The sequence below is a fragment of the Algihabitans sp. genome (assembly GCF_965226985.1).
GTDB lineage: Bacteria > Pseudomonadota > Alphaproteobacteria > Kiloniellales > DSM-21159 > Algihabitans.
Window position 1 is genome coordinate 2,972,743 of sequence record NZ_OZ245712.1, and the last position, 14,851, is coordinate 2,987,593.

The 14,851-nt window shown below is 64.5% G+C and carries 18 protein-coding genes; 4 read left to right on the top strand and 14 right to left on the bottom strand.

Translation table 11 applies throughout. From position 1 onward, the window contains the following. Positions 1-39: 39 nt before the first annotated feature. The 7 genes from ACO054_RS13555 to ACO054_RS13585 form a co-directional block, all read right to left on the bottom strand. Positions 40-1,920 carry a hypothetical protein gene (locus tag ACO054_RS13555; protein ID WP_421707116.1) on the bottom strand — a complete coding sequence of 627 codons (1,881 nt, stop codon included), beginning with the start codon at positions 1,918-1,920 and terminating at the stop codon, positions 40-42. Continuing rightward, positions 1,913-2,095 (bottom strand): hypothetical protein, encoded by a 183-nt coding sequence (locus ACO054_RS13560; RefSeq protein WP_421707117.1) that lies wholly within the window; start codon positions 2,093-2,095, stop codon positions 1,913-1,915. Before ACO054_RS13560 ends, ACO054_RS13555 begins: the two co-directional genes overlap by 8 nt. 11 nt (positions 2,096-2,106) lie before the next feature. Continuing rightward, complete coding sequence (locus ACO054_RS13565; protein WP_421707118.1) at positions 2,107-2,499, bottom strand: hypothetical protein; 393 nt, start codon at positions 2,497-2,499, stop codon at positions 2,107-2,109. A gap of 760 nt (positions 2,500-3,259) precedes the next feature. After that, positions 3,260-4,333: a hypothetical protein gene (locus ACO054_RS13570; RefSeq protein WP_421707119.1), complete on the bottom strand. Its 1,074-nt coding sequence runs from the start codon at positions 4,331-4,333 to the stop codon at positions 3,260-3,262. Positions 4,334-4,375: 42 nt separating this feature from the next. Then, the gene (locus ACO054_RS13575; protein ID WP_421707120.1) at positions 4,376-4,687 is read right to left on the bottom strand and encodes a hypothetical protein; all 312 of its coding nucleotides are present in this window, start codon (positions 4,685-4,687) and stop codon (positions 4,376-4,378) included. Next, positions 4,680-5,171 carry a hypothetical protein gene (locus tag ACO054_RS13580; protein ID WP_421707121.1) on the bottom strand — a complete coding sequence of 164 codons (492 nt, stop codon included), beginning with the start codon at positions 5,169-5,171 and terminating at the stop codon, positions 4,680-4,682. Before ACO054_RS13580 ends, ACO054_RS13575 begins: the two co-directional genes overlap by 8 nt. After that, on the bottom strand, positions 5,168-7,450 hold the full coding sequence (locus ACO054_RS13585; protein WP_421707122.1) for a ubiquitin-activating E1 FCCH domain-containing protein: 2,283 nt from the start codon (positions 7,448-7,450) through the stop codon (positions 5,168-5,170). The genes ACO054_RS13580 and ACO054_RS13585 overlap by 4 nt, the downstream gene beginning before the upstream one ends. 192 nt (positions 7,451-7,642) lie before the next feature. Here ACO054_RS13585 and ACO054_RS13590 point away from each other — a divergent pair, with 192 nt between their 5' ends. Next, a complete protein-coding gene (locus tag ACO054_RS13590) occupies positions 7,643-8,272 on the top strand; it encodes a glutathione S-transferase family protein (protein ID WP_421707123.1) in 630 nt (209 codons plus the stop codon). 50 nt (positions 8,273-8,322) lie between these two features. On the opposite strand, the gene ACO054_RS13595 is transcribed toward ACO054_RS13590, so the two are convergent. After that, a complete protein-coding gene (locus tag ACO054_RS13595) occupies positions 8,323-8,979 on the bottom strand; it encodes a hypothetical protein (RefSeq protein ID WP_421707124.1) in 657 nt (218 codons plus the stop codon). Between the two features lie 121 nt (positions 8,980-9,100). Between ACO054_RS13595 and ACO054_RS13600 the strand changes: the two genes are divergently transcribed. Next, positions 9,101-9,487, top strand: a complete 387-nt coding sequence (locus tag ACO054_RS13600; protein WP_421707125.1) for a RidA family protein — start codon at positions 9,101-9,103, stop codon at positions 9,485-9,487. 154 nt (positions 9,488-9,641) lie between these two features. Here ACO054_RS13600 and ACO054_RS13605 read toward each other — a convergent pair whose 3' ends face one another. The 4 genes from ACO054_RS13605 to ACO054_RS13620 are packed head-to-tail and all read right to left on the bottom strand — an operon-like array spanning position 9,642 to position 11,906. Beyond that, complete coding sequence (locus ACO054_RS13605; RefSeq protein WP_421707126.1) at positions 9,642-9,995, bottom strand: DUF1428 domain-containing protein; 354 nt, start codon at positions 9,993-9,995, stop codon at positions 9,642-9,644. Beyond that, on the bottom strand, positions 9,992-10,543 hold the full coding sequence (locus tag ACO054_RS13610) for an SRPBCC family protein (RefSeq protein WP_421707127.1): 552 nt from the start codon (positions 10,541-10,543) through the stop codon (positions 9,992-9,994). The genes ACO054_RS13605 and ACO054_RS13610 overlap by 4 nt, the downstream gene beginning before the upstream one ends. 33 nt (positions 10,544-10,576) lie before the next feature. Further along, on the bottom strand, positions 10,577-10,918 hold the full coding sequence (locus ACO054_RS13615) for an ArsR/SmtB family transcription factor (RefSeq protein ID WP_421707128.1): 342 nt from the start codon (positions 10,916-10,918) through the stop codon (positions 10,577-10,579). Positions 10,919-10,970: 52 nt separating this feature from the next. After that, positions 10,971-11,906 carry a LysR family transcriptional regulator gene (locus tag ACO054_RS13620; protein ID WP_421707129.1) on the bottom strand — a complete coding sequence of 312 codons (936 nt, stop codon included), beginning with the start codon at positions 11,904-11,906 and terminating at the stop codon, positions 10,971-10,973. A gap of 104 nt (positions 11,907-12,010) precedes the next feature. Here ACO054_RS13620 and ACO054_RS13625 point away from each other — a divergent pair, with 104 nt between their 5' ends. After that, entirely contained in the window at positions 12,011-12,421 is a 411-nt protein-coding gene (locus ACO054_RS13625) for a tautomerase family protein (RefSeq protein WP_421707130.1), read from the top strand. 7 nt (positions 12,422-12,428) lie between these two features. Here ACO054_RS13625 and ACO054_RS13630 read toward each other — a convergent pair whose 3' ends face one another. Beyond that, positions 12,429-12,944 carry an AAA family ATPase gene (locus tag ACO054_RS13630; RefSeq protein WP_421707131.1) on the bottom strand — a complete coding sequence of 172 codons (516 nt, stop codon included), beginning with the start codon at positions 12,942-12,944 and terminating at the stop codon, positions 12,429-12,431. 89 nt (positions 12,945-13,033) lie between these two features. Continuing rightward, a complete protein-coding gene (locus ACO054_RS13635; protein ID WP_421707132.1) occupies positions 13,034-13,870 on the bottom strand; it encodes an isocitrate lyase/PEP mutase family protein in 837 nt (278 codons plus the stop codon). Between the two features lie 217 nt (positions 13,871-14,087). Here ACO054_RS13635 and ACO054_RS13640 point away from each other — a divergent pair, with 217 nt between their 5' ends. Further along, positions 14,088-14,840 (top strand): aspartate/glutamate racemase family protein, encoded by a 753-nt coding sequence (locus ACO054_RS13640; protein ID WP_421707133.1) that lies wholly within the window; start codon positions 14,088-14,090, stop codon positions 14,838-14,840. The last annotated feature ends 11 nt before the right edge of the window (positions 14,841-14,851 follow it).

Below are 14,851 nucleotides of genomic sequence, written 5' to 3' on the forward strand. Positions count from 1 at the left end.
AAAGAACTGCGCGCTGCCGCTCTCAACTAGCTCGCGGCACTAAGGTTGCAGCCAAGGTTTCTCACGATAGATACGTCCAACATACGCGCCACGGTCATGCGTCGTCTCTCGACCGATGTAGTTCCAAATCGATCCGATTGCTTCTGGAGTTGGAGCTTCCAGTCGGTCGGAGATCCGGCGTATGAGTATGATGGCGGCTTCGATGTTCTCGACAGGATCCTCAAGTCGGGTGTCTGTTTCCCCGATCAAGCCTCCCCAAAGTGACGAATTTATGTTCATCGGCATTGCGCTGTTAGAGAGATCGAGGCGATCCGCTATATAGTTACCTACGATTACATAATGGCCGCGCGCGCTCTCCAGCCATAAAATCGCACGAACCAGATCTGGATCCACTCCATGCTTCTTCGACATCTCGTCAATTGTTTGTCCGTGCCTCTCAATCGCGATGCGACCAAGAACCGGCATCTCCCAGATCGGTGATGAGCTGTCCGCCTCTGGATCAGGCGTGAATGCAAATCGCGCCGGCGTATCGTTAAGAATACTCGCGGTTCGCTCATCTGGGTCATTTATGATCGGTAGCTCGGTTTGGATGTCGGTCTCTGGATTGGCATCTTCGGCCCAGGGGTCGGGACCAACTCCTCGATGCCCGTCCGACGCAACTTTGTCTTCTCCAGTCTCGGCGGAGAGCAACGGGCGACCAGCGCCTTGTGAACGCTTTCGCCCCTGAAAAACCTGCAGATATGCGGCCGCGGTCCCGTGCGTCTTACCACCGTCACGCGGCATAGTGATGCGTACGAGGTATCCATACTCGCTTGGAAAAGGCGGAAGGATGTACTCGCTGGCTGGGCCAAGCAGCGTCACATGCCCACCATGCTCCGTTCCAGCGAAACCATCTGGAGTCGTCATCAGTGGCAGGACTGACCCGTCTGCCGCCTTCGGATACCACTGGACCCGGTACCGACGTCCATCTATTCCGAATGCGGACGTTCTCAAATCCGCTCTAAGTGGACCATCTACCTCGAGTTCAATACGACCACCGACATCAAGAGACCCAGCAGGCTCCCAGTCGTATTCACGGGGCTCGAAAGCTCGGCCATCGAAGGCAACTTCAGCCTCCGATCCTCCAGGCTGATCCGTCAACTCAGATGGCGTCCAACTTTCGCCCAGCTGCTCCACCAAGCCTGTTGAATGCTCGGTTGAGGATGCTCGGATGGCTTCAGAACCCATCGCAGAGTGACTGCCTATCTCAGCTTTGTCCTGACTTATTGCGGTGGGATCAGGAGCGTTCTCGACAGCGAGCGAATTGGTGACTTCGGGGGACTGGAGTGAGTTCAGGCTAAGGCGACTTGTGCTGCTAGCGTGGCTCCGCTCCGCGACCGGTCTTTGACCCCCTCGCGCATTCTCTGCGTCGTTTCGGGCAACAGTTCCCATTGCCGCCGCCCATCCGCGCGGCGCATCTTCCTCGGTGAGCACTTGCGCGAGCAGCCGGCGCTGTTCGGGCTTGTCCGGCGCGCGACCTTCGCGCGCGGCGAAGGCGTCGGCCGCCTTGTAGAACGCCAGGCGCACACGCCCGCGCCGTTCCAGCTCGGCGCGCTGCGCCGGCTCCAGCCAATCCTCGCGCGTGCCGTCCGGCCGCCGCCGGCGCCGTCCCAAACGCGCGATCCAGCGCGCCCGAGCCAGCGCCGCCTCCCATTCCGGGTCGGATTGCGGCACCGCCGGTCTGTCCGGAGCGACACCTGGGTCGGCTGCCGGGCCATCACTCCGACTGTCACCGGGTCCAGCATCCACGGTGGCCGAAGCCGCTGCGACTGCGCGAGGGTCGTCCGGCAGCGCGCCGTCGCCCGCCGAGCCGGACGGTGTCGCTATCCCAGCCATCTCCTCTTCGACCGCCGGGGCGGTCGCGAAACCCAAGTCAGACATGCTTGTTCATCCCGTCGGTTCTTATCCAGAAACGGTGGAAGGGCCGGCCGAAACGGCCGTAGGGCGCCGCCGGCTCCAGGGTGAAACCCAGCCAGCGCAGCCAACGGATCGAGCGGGCGTTGCGCGCGTCGACCCAGTTCTCCAGGTGGTCGTAGCGCCCCTGCAGCCGCGCCAACTGCAACCGGCTCAGTCGTCGAGGAAACCCTCTTCTTCGGAGAGAGCCGCATCGCGGACAAAACCTGTGCGCGGCACACCGGACGTGACGATGACCTTCATGGCGGGACAGCGTGTTTCATCCTCAGCCCGCATGCCGTCGAAGCCGGGTATCTCCATGGCTCGGTAGTGGTCGTAGACCGGTCCCTGGGACAGCCCCTCTTCGACCCAAACGCGCGTTATGTAGTTGACAGACTTGCTTGCTGCATTGAAAGGAAGATCGGTCATGGTCTCCCAGGTGAGCATGTACATGCGGTCGCCAACGGTAAGTGTCAGGCCGGACCAGTCGAACGTGCCATGGTCCATAAGCTGATGGCCGGGCCAAGTGAACCAGTCGTCGCGCAGGTTCAGCATCCCCCGCAGCACCGCAAGTCGATACTCAGCTCGTAGGTCCGGTCCAGTCCAAGAGCGGCCAGGCGGACAGGAAACGGACAGCGGTTGAATAACGATCGCTAAGAACGCCATGAACCCGATCAGTACGAACACCCTTCGGCGGATCTGACGCCACCGCATCCTTTTTTGCCTCCCCGTCCACCTTCTGATGCACCGACTGGCCCCTGCGCTTTGCGACAGGCCCAGCCCGATAAGACCGCCGTCACTGGCAGCGACCATCGCACGGCACTGGCCATCCGACAGCCGCCTTACCAACCTTTCGGCTTAGTGGCCTCCTCGAATTTGGAGCACCAACGACGCGCCAAGGCCTGACTGCCTGGCGCCCCTGCAGCTATGGCCGCACCCTGGTCCAATCGGTACAACGCAGCAAGCCGTACCCGTTCGGGCAGGTCGCCCTGCCAACCGTCGAATAGGTACCTCACCGCCAAACGATTGGCCTTCTCGGTCAGTCGCGTGTTCTTCTCCCACGGCAGGAGATAGAGACGCAGACCTCTTGTCAGGAATATCCCGCTCCAACTGTAGTCTTCGCGCTCTCGCAGGCGGTACATCTCCCCGAGAAACGCCTCAAGATACTCCGCTCGCAGCTCCGGGCCGGCATCGTAGCCAGGCAATCCGCAAGTTGGCCGATAGGGAGTGAATGAGACAAGTATCGTCCCGAAAAACAGGATCACCAGCAACTTGACTCGGTTTCGACGCAGGAAACCCGGCGATGCCTCCGCTTTCGCCCCGGATATCATTGATCGACATCGTAGATTTCAAACAGAGGATTTCCGAGAATATGCTCTCGAACCATCTCGCCCTTGCGCTCTACAAACTCACTCCCGAGAATCTTGATCGTCCCCTTCACGTCTTGAGTCCAGGTACCCTTGATCTCGAAAGGTGTTCCTCGCCCCGCCTTCTGCAGATCGTAAGCACCGAGCCACGCACCAGGACCGCGTCCGTCGAAGTCGTAGGTATCTACCATATTATGGGTGATCTTTCCCGTGATGGCTATCTCATCACCATCTCGCTCCGCATAGAAGACGATGTCGGATCTAACGTGAAAGCCGCCGTACGAAAGAGCCAAGTCTATCTCCTCCGTACGATCTACTCTAAAAACTTGTTCCGCCACCAATCCCCCCAGAAATCGGAATTCCGAAACCCGACTTGATCTTATCTTCTCGTAGTGATCTTCAATTCGAACTCTCGCGTTGTCAGCCAACATCCGAAGCTCAGCCGTTATATCGGGATTTGCAGTTTCTCCCGTAAATGTGGAATTAATGAACCTATTATTGTTGATCTCTTCCGCATTTTTGACAAAATCGATCTCGCGCGCCTCTTCACGCGATACAACAAACACGGAGTCATCCTGATTCAGGAATTTCTCCAGTAGGTCAGCGGCTCGGGTTCGCCCCAGCAAACGCCAGTCTTCTACCAATTCTCTTAAGTTTGATTCTCTCGCGCTAAGCGGATTTCGCCATTTGAGGCGGTTAAGTCGCCGTTGCGCAGCACCAGAGACACTCTGCCTTCCCAATGCTGGGGGCTCCTGGTTGCTGGCGTTCTCGCTAGCAAGCCAACTAGAACTCGCAGGTGACTGGCTAGGGCTTGGAAGATCAGAGTTAGCGGCTTTCGCGAGGTTTGCGTCTGAGCGCAACCAGCTTGTTGCCTCGTCTCCACCGTTCCGAACAAGTGCCGCTGACGCCGGGCTCTGCGGCGCATCTTCCTCGGCGAGCACTTGCGCGAGCAGCCGGCGCTGTTCGGGTTTGTCCGGCGCGCGACCTTCGCGCGCGGCAAAGGTGTCGGCCGCCTTGTAGAACGCCAGGCGCACACGCCCGCGCCGCTCCAGCTCGGCGCGCTGCGCCGGCTCCAGCTAATCCTCGCGCGTGCCGTCTGGACGCCGCCGACGCCGTCCCAAGCGCGCGATCCAGCGCGCCCGAGCCAGCGCCGCCTCCCACTCAGGGTCTGGTCGCAGCGCCGCCGGTCTGTCCGGAGCGACGCCCGGATCGGCCGCCTGGCCATCGCTCGGACTGTCATCAGGTCCAGTATCCAGGGCGGCCGAGGCCGCTGCGACTGCGCGTGGGTCGTCCGGCAAGGCACCGCGAGTCGCCGAGTCGGGTGATGTCGCCGCCTCGGCTGTCTCCTCGTCGACCACCGGGGCGGCCCCGAAACCCGAATCAGACATACTTGTTCATCTCGTCGGTTCTCATCCAGAAACGCTGGAAGGGCCGGCCGAAACGGCCGTAGGGTGCGGCCGGCTCCAGGGTGAAACCCAGCCAGCGCAGCCAGCGGATCGAGCGGGCGTTGCGCGCGTCGACCCAGTTCTCCAGGTGGTCGTAGCGCGCCTGCAGCCGCGCCAATTGCAACCGGCTCAAGCGCAGAAAGGGACGCCTGTGATGCTCCAGACCGCGCCCGGCCAACAGCCAGGGTGCGCCCTGGCGCCCCAGCAAGGCCGTGGTGCCGGCGCCCCAGAGCGCCAGGACCTCGCCCTCCACCAGAGCGGCCCAGGCGACATCGGAATGCCGTAGGCTCTGGACCAGCGCGGGCAGCGCGCGATGCCCGTGGGAGGCCATGACCTCCCGCCGGTCGGCGGGACGCAGGCGCGGCGCCAGCGCCGCCGCGTCGCAAAGACGCGCCGCGCGGATCTCGACTCCCGTCTGCTCGCTCATCCGCCGATGTCGACTTCCGGTGCGATGGCCAGCAGGGTGAGCGGCAACGGATCCGCCTGGCGGATGCAGACGATGCCCTGGTCGTTCCACTCCGGCGGCACGTCCATGGAGACATCGCCCGTGAAGAGCCGGATCGCCTCGCCGTAGGCCTCGGTCGAGCGCTGTTTCCATTCGTCCAGCTTGTCGAAGGAGGGACCGGCGAAGACGCCGCGCGCCTCCTGCACCCGCAAGGTCAGTTCGCCGATGCGTTTCTGGCGGCCCATCACCGTGCCGCTCCCGGACAGAGACCCCAGGTCCAGCGGCAGAGTCTGGATATCGCAGGTGTAGGGCAGGCCCAGATGCACCTTGCTGGCTGCGTTGGGCAGCGTCACGCTGCCGTTCCACACAGTCAGGTTCTTGACGACGTTGCCGTCGGCCAGGGCGACGACCTCCTCGCCCTCCAGGTGCCAGAGGTTGCCCAACCGCGCGGCGGCAGGACCGTCGTAGGACAGCGCGCTGTCGACGCAGACCGCGTCTTCCACGGTCTCGAAGGCGCGGTCGTCGAAGCGCTCGACGTACTGCACCCGGCGCCCCTTCACCTCCCGCTCGACGATGGCATAAACCGCGTCGGCGTTGCCCTCGCTGATCGCACAGACGGACTTGAACTTGCCCGCCGTCCGGTACTCGGACCAGCCCCAGACCTGATGTTCCCGCAGATAGGCGAGGGTCAGCAGGGCGCCGTCGTCGCGTACCGCCTGAACCAGCTTGTAGGGCGCCTGGGCGTAGCACCAGTCCAGCAGCATGCGGTTGCGGAACAGGTGAGGCGCGAAGATCGTCAGGTCGTTACCGCGATAGCCGTCGCTCTCGAAGCTATAGGCCAGATCGCGCACGACGGAGCCCTTGTCCTGGATGAACAGCACCGTATTGCCGATCACCACCGGCGGCACCTTCGAGGCACCGTGATAGGTCTGGGCCCGCGCGGCGCGGTTGCTCGGGGTCAGCACGCCGTCGTTGGGCGCGTTCAGCCGCCACTCGGCGCCGGAGGTGAAAATGATCAGGTCCTCCAGGGACACCATGGAGCGGATCTCATTGACCTGCCGGGCGGCCAGCGTGATCTCGATCGCGTCGTCGTCCTTGGTCGGAACGGAGACGTTGAAGTTCTCGAAATTGGCGCTGGAGGAGAACCAGATGGTCTGCGGCCTGTCGCGCGTTTGACCGAAGCTCAGTCGCTCCTGGTGGATCATCGCAACGGCGGGATAGTCGCCAGCCGCGCCGAAGGGATTGCGCGCCTTCTGGGGCGTGTCGGAGGTATCCGGGTCGATGTTGTCGTCGACGAAACTCGTGGCCTCGGTTCCGCCGATGAACCCGAAGACGCCGTTCTCCTCCTTGTAGACGATGTAACGCGACGCACCCGTCACCGCGCCCCAGGTCACGGTGTTCTCGGCATCGGCCACGGTCAGATCGTTGGTGGTGGTCACAGTGCCCGATGGCAGCGACTCTTCGGCGGTGTCGTCTGATATGGCCGAGACGCGATAACGGTAGGTCTCGCCAGCACCAGGCCCCGACGTGGCTTGTGCCGCCACCCCGACCGGCGCTGCGATACCCGGCTGAAAGGTCACCTGGGTCAAAGTCCAGGCAGTGTCTCCCGTCCGAGAGAGTTTGCGGACCGCGTGGTTCGGGTGGCAGAGGTAGATCACGTCGTTGGACTGGACGTAGCCGATGTCGAAGACCTCCGCGGCCGCGTAGGGTGCGGCGATCTCGTAGACCCGCGCGACCGAACCGCCGGAGACGTAGGCCTCGTAGCCCGTGCCGTCGATGTTGACACCGTCGACCCCCTTGAGAGTGAAGCTGTTCGCGGTCGCGTTGGCGACGCGGAAGTTCCGGCCGTTCAGCTCCGTCATGCCCACCACGCCGGATATGAAGACCTCGTCGCCATTGGCATAGCCGTGGCCGTTGGCCGAAACCGCAACCGGGTTGGCTGCGGTCGCGCTGCCGATAACCTGATTTCCCTCCACGATCTGTCCGGTATCCCGGTGGAAACGGATGTATCCGCCACCGACCTCCAGCGCATAGGTCTGTTCGGTGTTGAACTGGAACGGGATCAGCCGGGTCGGTGCGGTCGAATCCTTGACCTCCGCGACGAAACGCAGCCCGGGCCGTGTCGAGAGTCCACCGTAGGGCCGCACGAAGACGTTCAAGGCACGGGCGACGCCGACCTGCCACTTGGCGGTATCGACCCGCGCCAGCAGATCGGGCGCGATCTCGCCGCCGGCGAAGGAGGGTTGCAGGGCTTTCAGCATGGCCGCGATGATCTCGTTCCAGGGTGAACAGGTTCAGGGTGAACAGATGTTGCGACGGCCCGGCAAGATCGCGCCGGCCTTGCAGGTTTGTGGCGAGGGAGATTCAGTGGGATAACCTCTCCGGCAGTGCCAATCTTGCGCCGCCGCGGCACCGCTCGCGGCGCGCCTCCCACAAGACGGAACCGACAGACGATGGCGATGAAGCTCTACTTCGGCCCCAGCTCCCCCTTCGTGCGGAAGGTCCGGATCGCGGCGATCGAACTCGGCCTGGACAAGGAGATCGAGCTGATCCCGACCGCCGTCGTGCCGGGCAAGCCCAATACCGACTACGCACGCGAGGCCAATCCCCTGCGGCGCATCCCGGCCCTGTCCATCGAGGACGGAGAGGTGCTCTACGATTCGACCGTGATCTGCGAATACCTGGACGTCCGCGCCGGAGGCGGACGATTGATCCCGCAGGACACCGCGCGCCGTTGGCGGGTTCTGACCAACCACGCCCTCGCCCAGGGCATGTGCGAGGCGGCGGTTCTGCTACGCTACGAGACCTGGCTGCGGCCGGAGGCGCAGCGCTGGTCCGTCTGGATCGACGACCAGTGGGACAAGATCGACAGCGGTCTCGAATGGTTCGAGAACCATGACGAGGCGTTACAGGAGCCGGTCGATCTCGCTCAGATCACCCTGGGCGCGCTGCTCGGCTATCTCGACTTCCGCTCTCCGGACAAGGACTGGCGGCAGGCCACGCCCAAACTGGCGGCGTGGTACGCAACTCTCCGCGAGCGCCCTTCGCTGCGTGAGACCGAACCGGTCAACCCGCCAACCTGACGCTGCAACGCCTCGACGATCGCGCTCCAAACCTTACGACGAGAGTGGGACTATCGCGCCCTGATCCAGGCTGCGTCGTAGTCGTCGCGGATCGTCGCCGCCGCGGCGTCGGCGGCACGGGCCGCGTTGGTGACGGTCAGGGCTTCGCGCAGCGCCTCCTGCCGGCGGCGCGGGTCGCCCTTCAGCGCGGAGGCGAGATCCGCCGCCAGACGCCAGGAGAGGGCCTCGACGAACAGCGGATCGAAACGGGTGGGATCCTCGATGCGGGCGGTATAGATCAGCGTTGCCTCGGGCTGGTCGCTGAGAATCCGCCGCCCCGCCCGCACCTCGAAGTCCGGCGTCGCCTGAGCCGGCCGCAGGGTGACCGGCAGCGTCCCTGTTTCGTCGGGCCAAAGCGACTGCGCCCCCCGACCGGCCATGACGGCGCGGCCCGAAGGTTCGATGTAGAGCGGCGTCAGACAGTCGACCGGCAGCGCATAGACATGCGCCCACTCGCTGGGCCGCTCGCCCATCTCGAGCTGCAGTTCCGCCAGCACCTGACGGGCACGGGCGAAACGCCAGGCCTGGGACTGCAGGAGGGCATCGCGCGTCGGCGCGTAAAGCGCGCTGCAGTGCCGCGCGGCGGAGGAGGCTTCGTTCAGGTCGTTGATGGTCTGCGCCCCGATCCGCGTCAGCGCCAGGTTGCAGAGGGAAACGGCAGAGGTCATCGTCCAAGATCCATGGTGTTGACGGTAAGGGCGGCGCAGCGGTTGCCACCGCGACAAGCGAGACCGCAAGGTTCTGAGCCTGAGTGCCGGCACAGGACACGCCCCCATAGGAGACCGGCTTGTGAAGAAGACCTTTTCGGCGGCCGCCTTCGCGCACTACGAAAGCGCGTGGCATTTCTCACCTGTGCTGGACACCGGCGACTTTCTGTTTTTCTCCGGCGTGACCGGCACACATCCGGACGGCTCTCTGGCAGAAGACCCAGAAGCCCAGTTCCGTGACGCTTTCGAGTTTCTACAGGCCCATCTCGCGGCGGCCGGCCTCGGCTTCGGCGCCGTAGTCGAACTCACCAGCTATCACGTGGCGCTGCGGCGGCACCTGGCGGCCTTCCAGCGCGTGAAGGACGACTACATCGCGGCACCCTATCCGGCCTGGACGGCCATAGGGGTCAGCGAACTGATCACCGAAAACGCCCTCATTGAACTCCGGGTCATCGCGCACCGCAGCTGAGGCTAAGAGACCGTTTGAGAAGTCTCTGTTCCGTCCCTCTCCCCCACCCGGCCACCCATTCAGGATACTGTCGTTGGGTGGCCGGGTGGGGGAGCGAGACGGAACAGAGCCGAGAAAGGGCGTTCAGGCCAATTCTCAAACGGCCTCTAAGGCCTCACCGCTCGACGAGAGTCTGGAAACCGCCGAAAATCATCCGTTTGCCATCGAAGGGCATGTCGGTCATCACCCCCTGCATGCGCGGATCGGCCATGACTTTCTCGTTGCCGGCGTCGCGCACCTCCCGCGACGGCCAGGTGATCCAGGCGAAGACCACCGTCTCGTCGTCCCGGCACTTCACGGCCATAGGAAAGGAGGTCACCTTGCCGTCTGGGACGTCGTCGCCCCAGCACTCCACCAGGCTCAAGGCGCCGTGCTCCTTGAAGACCACGGCCGCGTCTTCCGCGACTTTCTTGTAGGCCGCGCGCTTGGCCGTCGGTACGGCCAGCAAGAAACCGTCCACATAGGTCATGTCGCCAACTCCCCCGCCAGACGGTCGAAGCTTTGCGGCCAGCCTTCCTTGTAGCCGCTGGCCTCGGCTGCGCGCCGGGCGGCCGCGCTCGGGAAGCGCGTGTGAAGGGTCAACCGGGTCTGGTCTCCCGCCGCTTGGAACAGCACGGTTACGACAGCACCGGGCGGCAGACCGGCACCGCAAGCGCTGCCGCCGACTGCCGTTGTTGCCGCCGTGCCCTCCAGTACCAGGCGCTTGGGCGCTTCGACCTCACGGAAGACGCCGGCACAGGGATAGACCGTGCCGTCGGGCGCCGACAGCTTGAGACGAAAAACGCCACCGACCCGCACCTCGATCTCACAGTCGCTGACGCTGCAGCCTTCCGGTCCCCACCAGGCTGTCACCCGTTCCGGCTCCGTCCAGGCACGCCAGACCAGGGCCGGCGGCGCCGGCAGAACCCGCGTGACGACTAGGTCGGTTTCGACGTTCAGGGACGCCGAACTGTCGGGCGCCTGCCTCTGCTCCTTGCGGCCGGACAGGGCCGGAGAAACGGCTACGATCCGTGTCATGCGCTTACTCCCTCTTCCCGCCCCTCATCACCGTCACGTCCCCTCGCCGGCCTGCAGTCCCTGCAGATAGGTGTCGAGGCGGTCGAGACGGCTTTCCCACAGGGCTCGCTGCTCGGTGATCCAGGTCTCGGCACGTGCCAGCTCTTCCGGCGTGATCTCGCAGGTCCGCACACGCCCGGCCTTCTTCGAGCGCACCAGACCGCTTTCCTCCAGCACCCGCAGATGCTGCAGAAAGGACGGCAGCGCCATCTCGAAAGGCTCCGCCAGTTCGCTGACCGAGGCAGGCCCCTGCCCCAGTCTGGCGATGACGGCCCGGCGCGTCGGATCGGCCAGGGCACGAAAGATGGTGTCGAGAGCGGCATCTTGGTTAGGCATTTGCCTAACTTATCAGAGCCCGTCGTCATCCGCAAGATACATAGGCTCTTGCCTAACTTTTGCGGTCCTCCGCCGTGGGTGCGGTCTTGTCGCCCCCACGCGCGAAGTGATCCTTGAGAAAGTCGATGAAGACCCGCACGCGCGGAATGGATTGCCGTCCGGGCGAAACCAGAGCCGTTATCGGCTGCGGGTCGTCCTCGTGGTCCTCCGCGAGCAGGGGAACCAACTGTCCAGAGGCCAGTGCCTCCGTACCCAGGAAATCGCCAAGCCGGATGAGCCCAACCCCCGCAATCGCTGCCTCCAGCAAGGTGTCGGCACTGTCCGAGGTGACGCTTCCCTTAACGGCAATCTCGATCCGGCGACCGCCCTCGCGGAACGGCCAGAGCGCCTGTCGCGAGAAACCCGACAGCAACAAGCAGTCATGCTCCGACAGCTCCCGGGGCCTACGCGGCCTGCCGCGAGCCGCCAGGTAGCCCGGACTGGCGGCGATGATCCGCCTCACGGTTCCAAGCCGGATCGCGACGAGGTCGCTGTCCGCCAGGGCCCCGACCCGCACCGTGACGTCGGTCTGTTCGGCAAGAGGGTCGATCCGCCGGTCGCTGACGGCGATGTCGAGCGTCACGCCCGGATAGCGCTCCAGCAGAAGCGGCAGAAGCGGCGCGAGCTTATGACGGGCGAAGGCGGTGCCGCAGTTGACGCGCAGATGTCCGCGCGGCCGGCCCATGACCTTCGACACCTCCGCCTCGGCGGCCTCCACGGCGGCCAGAATCTCCCTGGCATGGACCGCGAAGGCCTCGCCCTCGGGCGTCAACGCCAGCCGTCGGGTGGAACGATGCAGCAGCGTCGCACCGAGGCTGTCTTCCAACCGCGAGACCGCGCGCGAGATGCCGGACGAAGTGAAGCCCGTTTCCTGGGCGACGGCGGCGAAGCTGCCGAGCTCCAGGGTTCGGACGAAGATCGCGATTTCCGGCACGAGCGGCTGCTTCATTCGTGACAATCCAGCAAGACAGACTTTCGAATCAGAGGTTTTTCATCAATTCAGTCCATAATACTGAAGAGAGGTTGCGTCTTACAGCCTCGAAAGGACCTCCCATGCCCCTCGCCCGACTCTCGGTTCCCGCCGCAGTACCGACCCGAAAAGTGCGCGCCTTGGCGGACGCCGTACACGACGGCCTGGTCGCGACCTGCGACGTACCGCCGAAAGACCGCTTTCAGCTCATCACAGCCTTCGAGGCGGACCGCATGATCCTCGACCCGACCTTCCCCGACCTGCAGCGCTCGGCCGAGGCCTCCATCGTGGAAGTCCTGTTTCTGGAGGGGCGTAACGTCGCGCAGAAGGCCGCTCTCTTCCAACACATTGCGACCGCCGCGATCGAAGCCGGCTTTCGTGGCGACGACATCATGATCGTGCTTTCGGAGAACGCGCCGACGGACTGGTCGCTTGGCAAGGGCCTCAGCTACGGTCTGAACCACGAGCCTGGCACCAAGCCCGAGCGCGAGTAACGATACGTCAGGCCGACAGCGGCCTGGCCTCTTCTGGAACCACCACCGCATCGCGCAGCTCGTCTTCGTCCAGAGGCTCGAAGATCGTTTCGCAGAACTCGAAGATCTCGCGCGACACCTCGAACTGATAGGTCTCGGTCTGTTGGGTGTTGCGGTGGTTCACCCTGTGCCAGCGGGTGTCCTTGTCCACGTCCAGGTAGTGAAGCGCCGCCGTGTGACCTCGGCTGGAAAAGGACTCCCGCACCCGCCGCCTCTGGACCTTCTGGAAAAACCCGAGATCCAAGATGACGTTCACACCTCTCTCCAGCAGACGCAGCGTCTCGCAAACGATCTGAGTTTCGACACGCTCGACACGCTCCAGGGCCCACTCATAGCTCGGAGGGTCCGGCTGATCGGCCAGAAACAGCGTCTTCATCCACTCATCGACCGCAAAGACATGCGCATCCTCGGCGCGCGACAGCCGCGCGGCGTAGGTGCTCTTGCCGGCCCCGACGTTGCCCACGATCAAGAAAACGGCAGCCATAGAACCTCGTGCAGCATACGAGGCGGGAAAGTTCCCGCCCGAAAATTCGACACGGAGGTAGCACGCGGCCGACTCTCTGTCAGCAATCCCTACCTGCGCTTTTCCTGCAGCATCAGACCGGCAAGCTCGCTGTCGGCCAGCGCCCCTTCAGCATAGGAAAAGGTGCCCGCGTCCCGCACTTCCTCGGCGGCCCGGACCATCGCGGCGAGAGCCGCGCGGGCGAAGGAGCCGCCGACACTGACTCGCTTGACGCCGGCCTCCGCCAGCTCGGCGACCGACAGGGGCTTGCCCTGCAGGCCCATGACCACGTTCACCGGCTTGTCCACCTCCGAGCAAACCCGTCGGATCAATTCCAGGTCCGGCAAGCCCGGCGCGTAGAGCACGGCGGCGCCGGCCTCCGCGAAGGCCTGCAGCCGGCTAATCGTGTCCTCCAGATCCGGCCGCCCCCACAGGAAGTTCTCGGCCCGGCCGGTCAACAGGAATGGCCGCTCCCGCGCCGCTTCGGCCGCCGCCGCGACCCGCTCCACGGCCTGGGCGAAGGGATAGATCGGCGCTTCCGGATCGCCGGTCGCATCCTCGATCGACCCACCGACCAGCCCGGTCTCCACGGCCAGCTCGATCGTACGGGCACAGCTCTCCGGCGCGGCACCGAAACCGTCCTCCAGATCGCCGGAGACCGGCAGGTCCGTCGCCTCGACGATGGCGCGGGCGTTGTCCATCAGCTCCGCGCGCGTCAGGCCGGCGAAGGAATCGCGACGGCCCACCGAGAAGGCGTAACCGGCACTGGTCGTGGCCAAGGCCTCGAAACCCATGGCGGAGAGCAGCCGCGCCGTACCGGCATCCCAGGGATTGGGCATGACGAAGGCGCCGTCGCGCTCATGCAATGCCCGAAAGCGCGCGAACTTTTCCTGCTGTGTGAGCTTCATCCCGGCACCTCGCCCTGTCCCGACTGCGGCGCCAAAGCCTAGCACTTGATGAGAACATAACACAAACATTGTCTGATCCACGCGGCCTGTACGCCTGTGCGGTCCGGGCGGTTTCTCTCGCCGGAGAGGTAGCGGCGTCACATTTCACGAGGCAAAGTAAGCGACCGCCGGATCCGCGAAGCTCGGATCCGCCCCCACTGCTTGGCCTCGCAACGGAATGCTTCAGACGGATCTCGGACGCTCCACGCCTCGCCACCCAGCACCGCGGCACATCGGCATCGTCGGCTGCTCGGCCGAGGGCGCCGCGCTCTGCTATCGGACCATCTGCGTCGAGGGTGCACAGTTCCTCGGCCCGCATGCGCACCCGGAGGTGTCGCTACACACGCCTTCCCTGGCCAACTACACGGCCTGTCTGGAACAGGGTGACTGGCCGGGGGTCGGCGGCCTGATCCTGGCCTCGGCGGAGAAGCTGGCGAAGATCGGCGCCGACTTCCTGATCTGCCCGGACAACACGATCCACGGGGCTTTCGCCCATGTGGCGCCGCGCTCTCCCTTGCCCTGGCTGCACATCGCCGAGGTGGTGGCCGAGGCCGCCGTCGCCCGGGGCTTCCGCCGTCTCGGCCTGACCGGTACCCGTTGGCTGGTCGACAGCGAGGTCTACCCGGAGAAAGCGGCCGCCCGAGGCCTGGAGGTCCTGCGCCCAGAGCCCGCCGACCGCGATGCCATCGACCGCATCATCATGGACGACCTACTCTATGGCCGCTTCAAGCCGGAGGCGGTGGAAACCTTTCAGCGGATCATCAGCGGCCTGGAGGATCGCGGCTGCGACGCCGTGATCCTCGGCTGTACCGAGATCCCCCTGATCGTGGACGACGGCAACTCGCCGCTGCCGACCCTGGACTCAACCCGCCTGCTCGCCCGCGCCGCCTTGCGGCACGCGGTGCAGGGCGATGCCGGCGTCACGTCGTAATTCAGTGAGAG

Bases quoted from the DNA above. Each gene is read 5' to 3' on its own strand.
- ACO054_RS13555 (WP_421707116.1), bottom strand. From the start codon at position 1,920: ATGTCTGACTTGGGTTTCGCGACCGCCCCGGCGGTCGAAGAGGAGATG.
- ACO054_RS13575 (WP_421707120.1), bottom strand. From the start codon at position 4,687: ATGTCTGATTCGGGTTTCGGGGCCGCCCCGGTGGTCGACGAGGAGACA.
- ACO054_RS13580 (WP_421707121.1), bottom strand. From the start codon at position 5,171: ATGAGCGAGCAGACGGGAGTCGAGATCCGCGCGGCGCGTCTTTGCGAC.
- ACO054_RS13585 (WP_421707122.1), bottom strand. From the start codon at position 7,450: ATGCTGAAAGCCCTGCAACCCTCCTTCGCCGGCGGCGAGATCGCGCCC.
- ACO054_RS13590 (WP_421707123.1), top strand. From the start codon at position 7,643: ATGGCGATGAAGCTCTACTTCGGCCCCAGCTCCCCCTTCGTGCGGAAG.
- ACO054_RS13595 (WP_421707124.1), bottom strand. From the start codon at position 8,979: ATGACCTCTGCCGTTTCCCTCTGCAACCTGGCGCTGACGCGGATCGGG.
- ACO054_RS13605 (WP_421707126.1), bottom strand. From the start codon at position 9,995: ATGACCTATGTGGACGGTTTCTTGCTGGCCGTACCGACGGCCAAGCGC.
- ACO054_RS13610 (WP_421707127.1), bottom strand. From the start codon at position 10,543: ATGACACGGATCGTAGCCGTTTCTCCGGCCCTGTCCGGCCGCAAGGAG.
- ACO054_RS13615 (WP_421707128.1), bottom strand. From the start codon at position 10,918: ATGCCTAACCAAGATGCCGCTCTCGACACCATCTTTCGTGCCCTGGCC.
- ACO054_RS13620 (WP_421707129.1), bottom strand. From the start codon at position 11,906: ATGAAGCAGCCGCTCGTGCCGGAAATCGCGATCTTCGTCCGAACCCTG.
- ACO054_RS13625 (WP_421707130.1), top strand. From the start codon at position 12,011: ATGCCCCTCGCCCGACTCTCGGTTCCCGCCGCAGTACCGACCCGAAAA.
- ACO054_RS13630 (WP_421707131.1), bottom strand. From the start codon at position 12,944: ATGGCTGCCGTTTTCTTGATCGTGGGCAACGTCGGGGCCGGCAAGAGC.
- ACO054_RS13635 (WP_421707132.1), bottom strand. From the start codon at position 13,870: ATGAAGCTCACACAGCAGGAAAAGTTCGCGCGCTTTCGGGCATTGCAT.
- ACO054_RS13640 (WP_421707133.1), top strand. From the start codon at position 14,088: ATGCTTCAGACGGATCTCGGACGCTCCACGCCTCGCCACCCAGCACCG.